11 protein-coding genes are annotated in these 16,206 nt (G+C 39.8%); 7 read left to right on the forward strand and 4 right to left on the reverse strand.

The window, feature by feature from the left end:
- Position 1 precedes the first annotated feature (1 nt).
- The 3 genes from FBB35_RS35550 to FBB35_RS21275 form a co-directional block, all read right to left on the reverse strand.
- A complete protein-coding gene (locus FBB35_RS35550; RefSeq protein ID WP_302480922.1) occupies positions 2–127 on the reverse strand; it encodes a hypothetical protein in 126 nt (41 codons plus the stop codon).
- A gap of 143 nt (positions 128–270) precedes the next feature.
- Complete coding sequence (locus FBB35_RS21270; protein ID WP_174711284.1) at positions 271–1,260, reverse strand: D-alanine--D-alanine ligase; 990 nt, start codon at positions 1,258–1,260, stop codon at positions 271–273.
- 5 nt (positions 1,261–1,265) lie between these two features.
- Entirely contained in the window at positions 1,266–2,420 is a 1,155-nt protein-coding gene (locus FBB35_RS21275) for a KamA family radical SAM protein (protein WP_174711285.1), read from the reverse strand.
- Positions 2,421–3,053: 633 nt separating this feature from the next.
- Between FBB35_RS21275 and FBB35_RS21280 the strand changes: the two genes are divergently transcribed.
- The 6 genes from FBB35_RS21280 to FBB35_RS21305 all read left to right on the forward strand — a co-directional run bounded on the left by FBB35_RS21280 (position 3,054) and on the right by FBB35_RS21305 (position 14,134).
- A complete protein-coding gene (locus tag FBB35_RS21280) occupies positions 3,054–4,718 on the forward strand; it encodes a mechanosensitive ion channel family protein (protein ID WP_174711286.1) in 1,665 nt (554 codons plus the stop codon).
- An 873-nt stretch (positions 4,719–5,591) separates the two neighbouring features.
- A complete protein-coding gene (locus FBB35_RS21285; RefSeq protein ID WP_174711287.1) occupies positions 5,592–8,264 on the forward strand; it encodes a calcium-binding protein in 2,673 nt (890 codons plus the stop codon).
- 670 nt (positions 8,265–8,934) lie between these two features.
- Entirely contained in the window at positions 8,935–9,741 is an 807-nt protein-coding gene (locus FBB35_RS21290; RefSeq protein WP_174711288.1) for a hypothetical protein, read from the forward strand.
- Between the two features lie 914 nt (positions 9,742–10,655).
- The gene (locus tag FBB35_RS21295) at positions 10,656–11,834 is read left to right on the forward strand and encodes an MFS transporter (protein WP_174711289.1); all 1,179 of its coding nucleotides are present in this window, start codon (positions 10,656–10,658) and stop codon (positions 11,832–11,834) included.
- A gap of 93 nt (positions 11,835–11,927) precedes the next feature.
- Positions 11,928–12,950 carry an IS4 family transposase gene (locus tag FBB35_RS21300; protein WP_174708137.1) on the forward strand — a complete coding sequence of 341 codons (1,023 nt, stop codon included), beginning with the start codon at positions 11,928–11,930 and terminating at the stop codon, positions 12,948–12,950.
- Positions 12,951–13,156: 206 nt separating this feature from the next.
- Positions 13,157–14,134 carry a hypothetical protein gene (locus tag FBB35_RS21305; RefSeq protein WP_174711290.1) on the forward strand — a complete coding sequence of 326 codons (978 nt, stop codon included), beginning with the start codon at positions 13,157–13,159 and terminating at the stop codon, positions 14,132–14,134.
- 164 nt (positions 14,135–14,298) lie between these two features.
- Here FBB35_RS21305 and FBB35_RS21310 read toward each other — a convergent pair whose 3' ends face one another.
- Positions 14,299–15,744 (reverse strand): deoxyribodipyrimidine photo-lyase, 8-HDF type, encoded by a 1,446-nt coding sequence (locus FBB35_RS21310; protein WP_174711291.1) that lies wholly within the window; start codon positions 15,742–15,744, stop codon positions 14,299–14,301.
- 192 nt (positions 15,745–15,936) lie between these two features.
- Between FBB35_RS21310 and FBB35_RS21315 the strand changes: the two genes are divergently transcribed.
- Entirely contained in the window at positions 15,937–16,089 is a 153-nt protein-coding gene (locus tag FBB35_RS21315) for a hypothetical protein (protein WP_174711292.1), read from the forward strand.
- The last annotated feature ends 117 nt before the right edge of the window (positions 16,090–16,206 follow it).

Raw genomic sequence — 16,206 nt, forward strand, 5'->3', positions numbered from 1 at the left:
ACTATGGTAGGGCATATCGCAATACTGTTTGGTTAAGGCAAGAGACGCGATGAATCGCCGTCTCTACAATAATCAGTCTTTCGTCTTGATGGCAATTTATCGCGTCTTTGCGATCTAGAATTTTCATTAAAAAACCTTAAATGAACCGTGTTGGGACAAAAATGACTTTGACAAAGGATTTTAGCCTTAACTGAACCGTATTGCCTGATATTTCACCACTGAACGAAGTACCGTTTGAGTGGGAGGCTTGGGGCGAAAAAGCTAAAAACTTCAACATTTGTACCTTTGCCATGCAGAATCGACTATTTCAGCAATGATTGCTGTGTATGTCACGCCACCCAAACGTCCCATAATTGGCAAGTCTGAGCGGATATGATGTAACCCTGGCAATGGGTTAACCTCCATAAAATGTAAGGTTCCATGAACATCGCAGCGCAAATCCACGCGAGCAGCATCACGGCAACCAAGGCTATGGTAAGCATCCAGTGCCAGCTGCCTTGCTTGTACTGCTAGTGGTTCGGGATCTATGAGCAAACGATAAGATACCCGTTCCAAATACTCATTCTTGTTGAGGGTGGTATAAGCGGAGGTTTCCGCTTGATCTGTAAAAATTACTTCCATCACACCTACTACCCGTGAGTTACTGCCGTTGCCAACAATACCCACTGTTAGTTCTCGACCGGGAAGAAAAGTTTCCACGAGTACTGGTTGTGGAAAAAGTTCGCGTAATAATTCATAAGTACTTACTAGCTCTTTGCGTTCTTTGACAAGAGAACGATCGGTTACGCCTTTAGAACTGCCCTCCGCTATAGGCTTGAGGAAAAGTGGCATTGGCAATGATACGGCTATTGCTTCTGCGGTATTACTCACCACTTCAAAAGCGGCTGTTGGCAAACCGCGATCGCGTATCACTCTTTTCGCCAGCGCCTTGTCTAGGGTTAAGGCGCACGTGAGCGGATCGGAAAAGGTATAAGGTTGAGCGAATAATTCGCAGACTGCCGGGACTTGGGCTTCGCGAGAGCGACCCTGCAAACCCTCAGCAATATTGAAAACCAGATCCCAGCGATCGCCTTTTGCCAACTGCAATGCGAGTTCTCTACCATTGCCGATACGTTCAACTTGATGACCTAACTCAAACAGTGCAGCTTCCAGCCCGATGATAGTTTCTTCATCGTCAAACTCCATCACCTCAGAGGCATTGAAACCAGCCTTAAGGTAGTCTGTTTTCAGGTCATAACACAAACCAATGAATAACCCCATAGCCCTTACTCCACTGGATCTACATAAGTGTATGTCTGACCTGCCCAATTTCGCACTGTAGCTGTACCCTGTTCATAGGCAAGTAAAGTCTCGGCTTGAATCGGGACTTTGCCACCACCGCCAGGGGCATCAATTACATAGGTTGGTACAGCGTAACCAGTAGTATGACCGCGCAATTTAGAAATTAAATCAAGCCCAGTTTGCACACTCGTTCGCAGATGTGCAGTACCAACAACTGGATCGCATTGGTAAAGATAATAGGGTCGCACACGTAGCTTGAGAAGACCGTGAAACAACTGCTTGAGCGCCTGTTCAGAGTCATTCACACCTTTTAACAGTACGGTTTGACTGCCTAGAGGAATGCCGCCATCAGCTAGGCGATCGCAAGCTTGTGCCACTTCTGGGGTAAATTCCCGCACATGACAAAAGTGCAAAGACAGCCACACACGATGTTTACGAAGTAAGACAACGAGTTCCGGTGTAATTCGCTGTGGTAAGAAGCTCGGCACACGAGAACCAATTCGGATAAATTCAATATGTCTAATGGCACGCAGCCGTTCAAGCAAATTGTTTAAAGGTTCATCAGACATCAACAGAGGATCGCCACCAGAAATTAGCACATCACGGATCTCAGTGTGTTCCTCCAGGTAAGCGGCGATCGCATCCAAGCGCCGAGTTACTGGGTACATCTCACCTTGGCTCACCAAACGAGAGCGGGTACAGTAACGACAATACGTAGCGCAAGTGTCTAGAGCAAGCAGCAATACCCGATCAGGGTAGCGGTGTACGAGTCCTGGTACTGGAGCGTCGTTGTCTTCACCACACGGATCTACCATATCTGCTGTACTAACTATTAGTTCTTCTTTCCGTGGTATCACTTGTAAGCGTAGTGGGCAAAAGGGATCTTCTGGATCGAGTAGTGATGCAAAGTATGGAGTTACGGCGACAGCAAACTTCTCTGGTGCGATTAAAAGTCCCTGTTCTTCGGTAACACTCAGCCTTAATAATCGCTGAAATTGTTCCAGCTTAGTCAACCGATGCCGCATTTGCCAGCGCCAATCGTTCCAGCGTTCCTGGTTGTAAGTCTCTCCCAAAATCTGACAAATCTCTTCACACCGAACATCGGTTACTAAAGGATCTAAAGTAGTGTTTTTGAGCATGATTAGAACTAAATTAAGCTGAGAATAATAAATCAATCACCACAGCCTAGCTTGCATTTATCATAATTACCGCGATCGCACTCGTCACAATCTATACCCAGAATAGGTTTCGGGAATTTTTGACAGGTTATTTTTTGATACAGTGTCAATACTTCTCGGGTTTTGGGGAAGAAGCATCACGCTTTCTCACTAGACATTGCACTCAAAAACTGTAGTATAGCGATCGCTATTATCCCCAATGCAATCTGATTAACTCAATGCCAAAATTTGTTTCGCAAGCTCTTTTGTTAGAAAAGTGACTGTTGAGGGAAAACTTAAAACAAGATTCGGTGTGGAGACAAGTGGCTGTAATTCGTCAGCCCCTGTATCTAGCCTAAATACTTTCATACACCAATCCTGATAACCTTTTGATATCCTCCGATTAACGAAGGTGAAGCCAGGAAAGCATCTTCATATTCTGCGTATTCTACGGAAAAATTTTACAGATTTACTACTGCGGCAAAGGATTGTAATTCCCGTTAGTACCGATATTGCTGAAGGCTAACTTGGCAGTGGATCTGAATTCCCCACCAAATTCTTTCAGTCCCCAATTCAACAACTTATTTTAAATTGTAATACTTGAAGTAGGCACCAATGAATTATACCCCGATCGCCAAAGCGGCAGAATCTGCATCAAAATCTTCCATAGTATCAGCATCTCCAACTTTCCCAACCAGCGCACAAATTAGCTCTTGCTTGTATACATTCGGCGCATCCATAGTTGTTGCCTTTGTACTCTACATATTACTGTTCTATCTACTGCGATCGTTTCTTCGCCGCACAGAAAAAGATACAGCAGTGTTTATCCTTGGGATGTTACAAATCCCTGTAATCGTTATTTTTATCCTTGCAAGTCTAAAACTCTCACTGAGCCAACTAGAAACAAGGGGAATTATTAATTGGATTGATCGAGGACTCACGGCTTGTCTAATTCTTGCTTTGACTTATGGCATAAATGTGTTATTTACCGAAGCCGCAATTTACTACTTAAAAGTCTATGCTCGTAAAACTGAGGCTGTTTGGGATGACGTATTAATTCCATTAATCCAAAATTTTATTCCAGTCATCACTTACGTAATTGGAATATCTCTCTTTTTTACTACTCTTGGGGTTGATTTAACAGGAATTGGGCTAGCAATCGGTAGTATTACTGTAGTGTTAGGATTGGCGGTAAAAGATATTTTAAGCGATTTTTTTAGTGGTTTAGTTTTGTTAGTTGATACACCTTTTAGATTTGGAGATGTCATCTCCATGCCAGATGGTTCAATTGCAATTATCAAACATATTGGTATCAGAGTGACCAAACTATATTTGATTAACGAGCATTGCGAGGTGTATACACCAAACACAACTTTAGGAGGTCAAAATATAGTCAATCTTAGCCGTCCTACAACTCACTATGCTTATACAATTCAAGTCTCAGTTAGAGTTGATGCTGATGCTGTTGTAGCAACAAACATTTTGCAACAAATTATCGTTGGTCATCCCGACACATTAGGTAATATTGATGAAAAACTTCAATTTTTGGACAGTTTTGCTGCATTGAGAGAAGCAGAGGGTGATAAACTATCAAAAAAAGAAGCTGGACGGCTACGTTTATTAGTTGAAAAAGATGTTAACAGTCAACTAAAAAAAATTGAACAAGCATTTGGAGATTTTGTTAGAGAAGTGAAGAAGCTAGAAAAAGGTGGATTGAATTCAGAAGAACGGGGAAATTTACAAAAAAGTTATCTTGAAATATTGAATTTTGTAGGACTGATAGCTATCACAGAACGTAAGAAAAATAAGGGAAAATGGCTGCAATCGCATCTAGAAGAACAAGTCCAAACTGAAAAATCAACTCTAATTAGCTTGATTCGCCAATGGTATCAAACTTGGTTAAAAGACCCCGATTTAGTAATTGAAGACCAACATCTTTTACCAGATGAGTGGGAGCAGAAAATTGAACTTATGAAAATTAAACTAAATAAATTATTTCAGAAAATTTTAAACCCAGGCGTAGACGAAAGCAGATTAGATGACTACTCGTTAAAATTTGTCGAATGGCTACATGATAGTTTTAAAGAGTCTAATACTACCTGGAAAGAACCACAAGTTCAGCTAACTGATATCCAAGGCTCTGCTATGCAATTTTCTGTGAGATTCTACGTTGATAATATTCAGTTAGAACATTGGCGGCGCGGAAACCGCATCCAAAATGAGGTGCGTCGAGAGATGGTACGGCGCTTAAGACAGGCTTATATCTACACATTAGGATAACCTTTTCCCAAGTTTTTGACGACGCAATAAGGTATGTATATAACTCACAACTTGGGTTAGTAATTGAATAATAGAATAGGGAGTTGAGAGTTATTATCTTGATCTCCCTCATCCTCTTCATCTCCCCCCACTCTGCTTTCTATTACCAGAGGTAATATCAAGTCCAAATAATCACTTATTATTAAAATCTAGAAAATTTATTAGGCTCTTACGTTACTTTTATGGTATGGCATTAAAATCACACTTTTATAGAAAGTCTCAAAAATTCAAAATCCAGTTGCAGCAAGGAACACGAGCTATGATTAGGTTTTATTTATTATTCAATTCCATAAAATGAACTGAAGAGCCATTTATTACAACAGTTTTTTGATAATAACTAACAGCTATAGCAATCCTAAATAAATTTTAAAAATAGATTAAGCACAATGTGCAATATATCTTAATTAAAAAACGTATTTATTTTAAGAATTACCCATTGGCAAGATATACCAAATATAGAGAAGTTGAAAAACGACATTTTTCATAGGGGCACAGCATTGCTTGCCGCTAAAGAAGGCTTATTCGCTCTTATAAGGATATCCTGGAACAGCCCATTTTAGTTATACATATCATGATAATGTTGTACAGATGATAAGTTTTGTATATAATTGGTTTTCAAAAATTGCGACACTTTTGTGGAGCCATTTTTGAGAGCCTTAAAGAGGCCTTAATAATTTCAGAGTGAGCAGTATTTTTATTTCGCCAGAGATATAAAACAGGATTAATTATATTTAGGCTTATTTCATCAGAAATTTATAATTGCGATCATTGTATTATGCGAGTATTACAACGATCAAATAAATTTGATCTGCAAAACTATAAAGGTTATACATTATGTCCATTATTGTTGGTACTCCTAACAATGACTTTTTGGTGGGTACTAGTGGTGACGATCAGATTTCTGGTCGTGCAGGCAATGACAATATCTCCGGAGGCCTTGGAAATGACATCATTGATGGTGGAGAAGGCAACGATACTTTGGCTGGTAATGGCGGTGATGATACATTCAAGGGCGGTCGAGGTAACGACAGCATTGATGGTGGAGAAGGCAACGATACCGCAGACTATAGCAACTTAGGCAAAACAATTACCCTCTCAGGTGTAGGAACAATTACCAAAGCTGGGGGTTTTGGAACAGATACAGTCTTTAAAGTAGATAGGGTAATTGCAGATGCAACTGTTGCCAATAACACTATAGATGCATCTCAATCTTTACCTGGGGTAGCTGCTGTTGCTGACTTAGAAGCCCAAACCATCTCTGCTCTCAACGTTCCTGGTCTAGGAACATTGACATTTAATGTAGTCAACTTTGACAACGTTATCGGCACGATTAATAATGACACCCTTAAAGGCGACAGCCAAAATAACCAATTAACTGGTTTAGCTGGCAACGACCTAATTGATGGTAGAGGTGGCAATGACCTGATTGATGGTGGAGATGGCAATGACACATTGATAGGTGGTGATGGCGATGACACCTTTAAGGGTGGTCAGGGTAACGACAACATTGATGGTGGAACTGGCTTTGATATAGCAGACTACAGCAAATTAGGTCAAACTATTACCCTCTCAGGTGTAGGGACAGTTATCAAAGCTGGTGGATTGGGGCAAGACCAACTCTTGAAAGTAGATAAGGTTATTGCTGATGCCAGTGTTGCCAACAATACTATAGATGCCTCTCAATCTTTGCCTGGAGTAGCTGCTGTTGCCGACTTAGAAGCTCAAACCATCTCTGCTCTTAACGTTCCTGATTTAGGAACACTGACATTTAATGTAGTCAACTTTGACAACGTTATCGGCACAATTAACGATGACACCCTTAAGGGCGACGGTCAAAATAACCAATTAACTGGTTTAGCTGGTAATGACCTGATTGATGGTAGAGGTGGTAACGACATCATTGATGGTGGTGAAGGCAGTGATACGTTGTTTGGTGGTAATGGTAATGACACCTTTAAGGGTAGTCAGGGCAATGACAAGATTGATGGTGGAGTTGGTACAGACACCGCAGACTACAGCAAACTAGGTCAAACTATTACCCTCTCAGGAGTAGGGACAGTTACTAAAGCTGGTGGATTGGGACAAGACCAACTATTGAATGTAGAAAAGATTATTGCTGATTCTACTGTTGCCAATAACACTATAGATGCTTCCGCATCTTTAGCTGGTGTATCAATCACAGTTAACCTACAAAGCCAAACGTTGACAGCCAATAACGTTCCTGGTCTAGGGACATTGCCATTTACTGTAGTTAACTTTGACGATGTAATCGGCACAAATGGAGATGACTTCATTGCTGGCGATAGCCAAAATAATAAATTAACAGGCAATGGCGGCAATGACACATTTAGAGCTAGTAAAGGTGATGACAGTATTAATGGTGGTGATGGCTTTGATACAGCAGATTACAGTAGCTTAGGCAAGAAAATTACCCTCTCAGGTGTAGGGACAATTACTAAAGCTGGCGGTTTCGGAACAGATACAGTCTTTAAAGTAGATAGGGTAATAGCTGATGCTAGTGTTGCTAACAACACTATAGATGCATCTCAATCTTTGTCTGGGGTTGCTGCCGTTGCTGACTTAGAAGCCCAAACTATCTCTGCCCTTAACGTTCCTGGTTTGGGAACATTAACATTTAATGTAGTTAACTTTGCCAATGTCATTGGCACAATTAACAATGACTCCCTTAAGGGCGACGGCCAAAATAACCAGTTATCTGGTCTCGCTGGTAATGACCTAATTGATGGTAGAGATGGTAACGACTTGATTGATGGTGGAGATGGCAATGACACATTGATAGGTGGTGCAGGCGATGATACTTTCAAGGGCAGTCAGGGTAACGACAGCATTAATGGTGGAGATGGTTTAGATACAGCAGACTACAGCAAACTAGGCAAAGCCATCACCCTATCAGGTGTAGGACAAATCACCAAAGCTGGCGGCTTCGGAACAGACACAGTATTTAAAGTAGAAACAGTTATTGCTGATGCTGGCGTTGCGAATAACACCATAGATTCCTCTCAATCTGTTGCTGGTGTATCTGTCATCGCTAACTTACAGGAGCAAACTATCTCTGCCCTTAATGTTCCTAGTCTGGGGACAATAACATTTAATGTACTCAACTTTGATAATCTCATCGGTACAAATGCAAGTGACAGCATTACTGGCGATAGCCAAAATAACCGATTAGAAGGTAAAGATGGTAATGACACTATCTCCGGTGGCTTCGGTAATGACACCATCATCGGTGGACAAGGTAACGATATTCTCACCGGTGGTTTTGGTGCCGATAAATTTGTTTTCAATAATGTTAATGATGGTATTGACACCATTACAGATTACAACTTTGGTCAGAGTGACGTAATCCAAGTTTCTAAAGCAGGGTTTGGTACTACTAATCTTAGTGACTTTACCTACGACTCTTCTAGCGGTAACTTGTCTTTCTTAGGAAATCAACTCGCCTTCATTGAAAATCTCTCATCCAATGTAAGTATTCAGTTGGTGTAAAGTTCTATGGGTTACATCTCCATGAAAAGTTAAAGCTTTTTGCCCTTTGTTGTAGAAGCACTGACTATTAGTTTACACATAACAAATTGAGAGTGGTACAGACACGAGTAATTGTCTTTGTACCCCAGGATAAAAGTTATGTTGCGAAAATAGAATGAGGTTGGGCTGGTAAAAGTATGAATTGTGTCAACTTTCACCAGCTAGCCCTCAAAAAATTTAGTTATTCAGTACTTTATATGCTAAACCAATCTGCTATAACCCTGAAAATATTGCTGTACGGCAAAAACAGACGTTATCTTTTAAAATTTTACGCTTTTCTAGCATTTAGGTATTCTAAGCTCGAATTTAAAGCCAGATTTTGATGTTTAACTAATAATTTGGTGCAAAAAATACTGGGAAAAAAATTTTTGGCAGCATAACCATTGAATATGGCAGTTGCTTTAACTCTCTCGAACCAACACACTAGGGCAAACGCATCTAAGGTATAATAATCCTTTACAAGTAAGGGATTTAGCCTTTGATAATTTAGGCTATTTTCTCGTCAATAGCCTTATATAGCAAGGTTTCCATAAATAGGATGCGTTTGCTATGAACAATATACTGTTTAATTTTAGGTGTTGAATTATTCTGTTTTAATGATATTATTCTACAAAATTAAGGAGTGAGCTTGGTGCAATTTACAATCAATCCATTATTCAAGAAGCTGTCTGTAAAATATTTAACCGTAATTACAGCTATAGTCACAATTCTCCCATTACCAGTTAATGCAGCTACATTTTTAGTAACGGAACGCGCTGGTTTAGAAGGCAACGATCAAGTCAATTGGGGAAGTTTGGGTAAAGTATTCAATCCCTCTGCTCCTGACTTTTCTGTTTTTTTACCTAATTCTTTCTCAACAACATCCCAAGGTGGTTTAGGGTTAGATATAAATATAGCTCCAACTAATAATCCTCGGGTTACTCCACCGTTTGTTTTTCAAACTTTACCTTCCCCTGGAATTCGGAGTAACTTTGCTTTAGGTGATTTTATTCTCTTTGGAGGTATAGATCCAACAGGTTTTATCCCTCTTCCTCCTGGTACTCCTGATCCTGGTACTAAGGGTAACGGTGAACCTTTAACAATTAGTTTTGACCAGCCTGTTTTTGGCGCTGGGGCTCAGATAGCTATAGACAGTAGTAAATTGAAAATTGAAACTTTTCTCAACGCTTTTGATAGCACCAATAACCTGTTGGCTAGTTTCTCAGTTCCAAATATTTCGTCCTTAGCATTAGATAATTCGGCAGTGTTCTTGGGGGTTCGTAGTGACACTCCAAACATCTCACGACTAGTTTTTAGTAGTTCTGCTCCCCAATTTGGCTTGGCCATCAATCAGGTAAGCATTCTTGCAGTTCCCGAATCGACTTATACTTTGGCGATATTAGCTTTTGGTTTTTCTGGTGCTGTTTTGAAGCTACGCCAACGTAACTTAGCCAAATAATTAATTCTAATTAGTAATTTGGAAGAGGGTACAGTAGCCCACACCAAAATCTCTGATTAGGTGATCTGTAAAATGCTCTTTCCAAGGCACTTTGAGTAGTAAGATCCCCGTAGCAATGAGTACGTGGAGCCGCTTTCTCGTGTCGCTATCACTGATTAGTCCAAAGCTAAGGAGATTTTTGAATAAGAAATTACCAGATCAAACAGTCATTTTCCCATTAGGAAATCACAACTAACTTTATAGATCAGGGCGATCGCACGGGATTTCTGAAATTCCTGCTGTATAAGGATATTGACGAAAAATAGGCTAACTTAAAAAAGCCAAAACCCTTGTTATTAAAGGATTCTTATACTTTAGATGCCTTTACCCTGCTCAATAGGTCGATCGGGTAATTTATTTTACGGAAATCATCTAGCACTGATTGTAATTACGAATGATGTTAGCAGTACTCGTTAACGTCACGATCAATACGACTTCTTTTGATGCTTACAAAGCGTCGAAATAGCTCGTGATTGAAGAAGTTGGAAGTTCCAGACATACTCCAACTTCTATCAGACGTAAATTCCGCAACATTTTGATCTTTAGCCAAATTAAAGTCAATGTCATACAAAGAAGTAGAACACATCATAGAAGCTAAGATACAAAAAGCTATACGGAAGCACGAGATCGTAGTTGCTTTTATTAGTAGTATTACTGGCTTAATTTTCATAATGGGTTTATTCCACGCTATTTCGCTCAACCACGCTCAAATACACGCATTTTGCTTGAACTGATTACTGATTGCATTCAATGGGTCTTTACGATTGAGCATTCCCTGCTGTGCATACGACCAATCCAAGTTACACATGTTTTTTATAAAAGGGAATTGCACTATGGAGAGCAAAAATAATAGCAGGCCTATATTGGTCTTATTTTTGACTGTATTTATAGACCTACTGGGCTTCGGAATTATTCTGCCGATACTACCTTTATATGCTGAACAATTCGGCGCAAAACCTAATGAAGCCACTCTACTTGTAGCTATTTATTCTTTAATGCAGTTCTTATTTGCACCAGTATGGGGCAGATTTAGCGATCGCTACGGTCGTCGTCCGGTTTTATTACTGACCTTATTCGGTTCTGTAATAGCATACGCAGGCTTAGGCTTTGCTAACTCATTATGGATGTTGTTTCTTGCTCGTAGTCTTGCGGGAATTATGGCAGGGAATATTAGTACTGCTCAGGCATATATCGCAGATATTACCACGCCAACGAATAGAGCCCGTGGTATGGGCATAATCGGAGCAGCTTTTGGTCTTGGCTTCATTCTCGGCCCAGCTATTGGAGGTCTTCTCATCGGGTCAGATCCAGACAACGCTAACTTTCATTTACCGTCGTTGTTCTCAGGTGGATTATCTTTATTTGCATTGCTTTGTGCTTTGACGTTAGTTCCTGAATCTCTAAATTCTGAAACTAAAGCCAAAATGCAAGCTAATCGCCACCGCCGGCGACGGCTGAACTTATTACAACTGTCACAGCGTCCACAGTTTTGTGTGCTTGTAGGCATCTACTTTTTTGTTACCTTTGCAGTTGCAGCTATGGACTCTACATTAGCTTTATGGTCTAAGCAGCAATTAAATTGGGGCCCTCAACAAACTAGTTATCTTTTTGCTTTCATGGGGATTGTTAGCACAATTGTTCAAGGAGGACTAATTGGATTTCTCAAGAAACACTTTGGTGAAATCAAATTACTTACTTTGGGGATATTAGGGTTAGGTTTAGGATTACTGCTAATTGGATTCTCACAAAGCTTAAGTTTATTGTTGGTCGCCACTACACTTGTGGCATGGGGAATTAGTGTCAGTCAACCAATATTGAATAGCCTAATTTCCCAGATGACAGCCCCAGAAGAGCAAGGACAAATATTAGGAATTGCCAGTTCTTGCTCTGCTTTAGCACGCATAGTTGGGCCAAGTTGGGCAGGGATTAGTTTTATGAAATTTGGGAGTGATTCTCCTTTTTTGAGCGGATTTTTAGTAATGATAGTAGCTTTGGTTCTTAGTTTACGAGTTACTAAAAGTGCATCTGAATCAAACAAAGAACGTATAGCCTAAAATCCAGAAGTGTTGAATGTTAAGAAAAATCCGATAAAAATAGCCCAAAATATGGTAGTTTTGGGCTAAGGCTTAAAATATATTAGTTTGATTGTGATTATAAATTCATTTCCCAAAATTGTCAAAGATATACTGAAAAGCCTGCCAAAAAACGATTATCCAGTATTGAACAGTCGTCTGTTTTTTGAGTGCTGGCTATCCTATGCCCTGGATAACAGCTTAACAAGTATGCGAGATTTGTTTAACAGATTAAATAACAATTGTTTTGAGGTAGATATTTCTACTTTCTCTAAAGCAAATTTACATCGAAGCCAAAAACCTTTTCAAGAGATTTACCAAAAATTAAATGAATTAGTACAGAAGAAAGTTCAAAAAAAGTTACACAATAAATATGCAATTTGTCCAATAGATTCAACAATTATTACTCTCACAAGTAAATTGTTATGGGTACTAGGTCATCATCAAGTCAAGCTGTTTAGTTCCTTAAATCTCTCCACAGGAAGCCCAGAAGATAACTTCATCAATTTTGGACATGACCATGATTATAAATTTGGTTCCAAAATGATGTCTAGTCTCCCAATAAATGCTGTTGGAGTAATGGATAGGGGTTTTGCTGGATTAAAATTTATCCAAGAATTAGTACAAGAAAACAAATATTTTGTTTTGCGGATAAAAAACAATTGGAAACTAGAATTTGATGGCTCAAATGGATTGGTCAAAGTTGGTGCATCTGATGATGCTCAAGCTTATAGAGTAATTAATTTCTGTGATTTAGAGACAAAAACCGAGTTTCGCTTAGTGACTAATTTACCAGAGTCGGGAGATGCAGCTGTTCATGATGATGAAATTAGGGATATTTATCGATTACGTTGGGGAGTTGAATTGTTGTGGAAGTTTTTAAAGATGCACTTAAAACTTGACAAACTCATTACCAAAAACGTCAATGGTATTACCATACAAATTTACGTGAGCTTGATAGCCTATCTGATTTTACAGCTTTTATCTATTCCCGAACAATGGGGACATACACTATTAGATAAATTCCGCTATCTTCAATCTTGTATGTGTCAGAAAATCAGCTATGTTCATTGGTTTGAGGAGATGATGTTTTGCTGACTAATTTAAGCTTTTGAGACTTAGTGTAACTAATAATGTAAAGTTTTGTATCAGCATTCAACATTTCTGCCTAAAATCTATATCTTAGAGGATCTAAAGTTATTACTGATGTATCCAAAACTTTATATCCTCCTAAATCCTTCTTAAAAAGGAGGACTTTGAGAAGGTTATTCTCCCCTTGTTATTAAACATTACGAATTAATAATATGACAGGTCGCCGAGTATTATTTTTAGGCATCTTTGTAAGCATCCTCCTAACCTACGCAATTTGGATCGGTGGGAGCATTCCTGCAAGCATAATCAAACTTCCTGACCAAGGATTAAATTGGTACTACTGGAAGCTTCCTCAACCAACCTTTTGGAGTCGAACGACGGCTTGGGGTATGTACATTGGGCATCAGTTTAGTATCTGGGCGTGTATATTGTGGGCGCAGCGATCGCAGTTAAAATACAAATCAGCCCTGCACCCGATAAATTACCTCATGCTTGCCATCAATGGTATATTTATCGCTTTACACTTCCTCCAGACCTATATTTGGTATGATGCTCTCGCTCAAGATACTTCAATTTGGGCTTCTCAAGGTGCGGTTGTACTGTTACTGGTGTTCGTACTGATTTTAGAAACGCCTCGACGCGGTTTGTTTTTTGGCAATTCTGTTCCATTCCATCAACAGTTTTTGCAAATTATCAAGCTGTACCACGGCTATTTTTTCTCTTTTGCCGCTATCTACACCTTCTGGTATCATCCAATGGAAGCGACTGTAGGGCACTTAATTGGTTTTCTCTATATGTTCTTGCTTCTCCTTCAATCGTCGTTGATCTTTAACCGTGCCCATGTCAACCGTTGGTGGACATTCACTTTAGAAATTACAGTGCTTTTACATAGTGTAGTCGTATCTTTGATGCTAGGACAAAGTAAGTGGCCAACATTTCTCTTTGGTTTTTTTGGCATTTTAGTACTTACTCAACTCCACGGTCTACCTGTTAGTATCTGGACTAAACGTATTATCTACACAGCCTTTTTAATGAGTGTAATGGTCGTTTATGGACTTACTGAACGCGGCTTGGGTAGAATTTACGAAATAACCTATATTCCTCTGATTGAGTTTGGATTGGTTGGCGCAATTTACTTAATCTTTTTGCTCATCTTATGGACAATTTCTCGTGTACCTATCAAGACGTAATATGATACCGTTTAAAATATTTGATATGTTTGTAGTAAAGACTTTAGTCCTTTGTCCGAGACGCTACGCGAACAAAATCAAGACTTAAGTCCTGACTACAAACGTTTTTGAAGCAAGGTTGATTAGCCAGAGATGCTATGAATAAATATTAGCAACTAACTATTTTACTCACCACCACTAATATTTTTTTGTTGTTGATAACGCAGTTTAAACTGGTTTTGTTGTATTTTATGATCCACAATTGGATCGGGATAGCCAACAGCATGACGTTCTAAAGGTGGAATTTTTCCAGTAACTAAATATTCTGTATCTACAGACCTTAATTCTGATACCCATTGCCGAATATATTCCCCTTCTGGATCAAATTTTTGTGTTTGACTAGCTGGGTTGAAAATTCGCACAGGTTTAGGGTCCATACCACTAGAAGCACTCCATTGCCAACCGCCATTATTAGCAGATAAATCACCATCAATCAGGTGCTTCATAAAGTATTTTTCTCCCAATTGCGGATTAATAAGCAAGTCTTTGGTGAGGAAACTAGCAACAATCATTCGACAACGGTTATGCATCCAGCCACTTTCATTCATCTGGCGCATTGCTGCATCCACAATCGGGTAGCCAGTTCTTCCTTCACACCAAGCTTGGAAATGTTCTTCATTAGTTTCCCAAGGAAAGTTTTTAAAGGTGTCACGAAAAGCACCATCAGCTAATTCTGGGAAGTTATACATTGCATGTTGATAAAACTCCCGCCAAGCTAATTCTTGTTGCCATGTGCGAATATTAACTGCTGTTTCTTCACTGCGACTATTTTCTAGTGCTTCTATGGTGGCTTGCCAAACGGTGCGAATGCCAATTACGCCAAATTTTAATGCTGCACTTAGTTGTGATGTTCCGTCAACTCCGGGGAAGTTTCTCTGTTCTTGGTATTCAGTAATAGCTTTATTAGTAAATTCTTCTAATCGTTCTTGTGCCGCCGCCTCTCCTGGTGAAATAATTAATTGTTCATCCCAAATAAACCCTAAATCTTTAGCTGAAGGTAATGTCAAAGAACCCGCAAGTTTTGCAATTTCTTGTTCAGCTTCTGTTAATCCCTCAACATTTTGCAGTGTTTCAACTGGGTTCGCTTTCGGTTTGGTAATCCAATTTTTCCAGAAGGGGGTATAAACCGTGTAAGGACTGTTACCACCGGTGCGGATGTCATCTGGGGAATTGAGGATTTGATCCCAGTTTTGATTAAGAAACTCAATACCTTTTTCTTTGAGGGCATTGATAACGGTGCGATCGCGTTCTTGTGAATAAGGTTCTACATCCCAATTCCAAAAAACAGCTTTGGCATTTATTGCCTCTGCTAAAGCTGGTATGGCTTGTACAGGATCAGCGTGTAGTATTAATAACTGGCTACCAACTTGAGCATATCGCTCTTGGAGTTTCTGCAAACAGCCAATCATATAAGTTACTCTCACAGGAGCAACATCATCCCGTTCTAAAATATGTGGATCGAGGCAAAACACGCCCACCACCTTCGGACTCTGCTGTTTTGCCGCAGCCAGCCCCGTATTGTCAGAAATGCGTAAATCGCGCCGATGCCAAAACAGAATTAAGTCAGACATTCTATCCTCGATATAGTTCACCCGTACTAGCTTAGATGCTAGTGGTACCAATGAACATCATTCTGACGATAAATTATATTCTGTAAATGGGCATTAGGCATTGGGCGAAGGGCACTAACAAAAGCTCTAAGCTATGTGGAATATGAGCTATAGCTTGAAATGCCAGACGAGCAGTAATGGCATAGGCAGGCGATGCCTTCTCTTCGAGACGCTGCGCGAACGACGAACGCTCTGCTGGCTACTATTCGTCTTTGCGCCGCAGGTACTCGATTTTCCTGTGGAGATGTTCTAAGAACTGACTTAGGCGGCATGAAAGGGCTGAGACTCCGACAGAAACTCCAATAATTGAACGATGGCAGTTAACTTTTCTGGAGATAACTGCTTAATCAGTCTACAATATCCAGATCCCCAGAACCTTCTCAGTGCATGAATGAAAATAACCTAGTAGTGATGAACAATCTC

This window comes from Nostoc sp. TCL240-02, assembly GCF_013343235.1.
Classification (GTDB): domain Bacteria; phylum Cyanobacteriota; class Cyanobacteriia; order Cyanobacteriales; family Nostocaceae; genus Nostoc.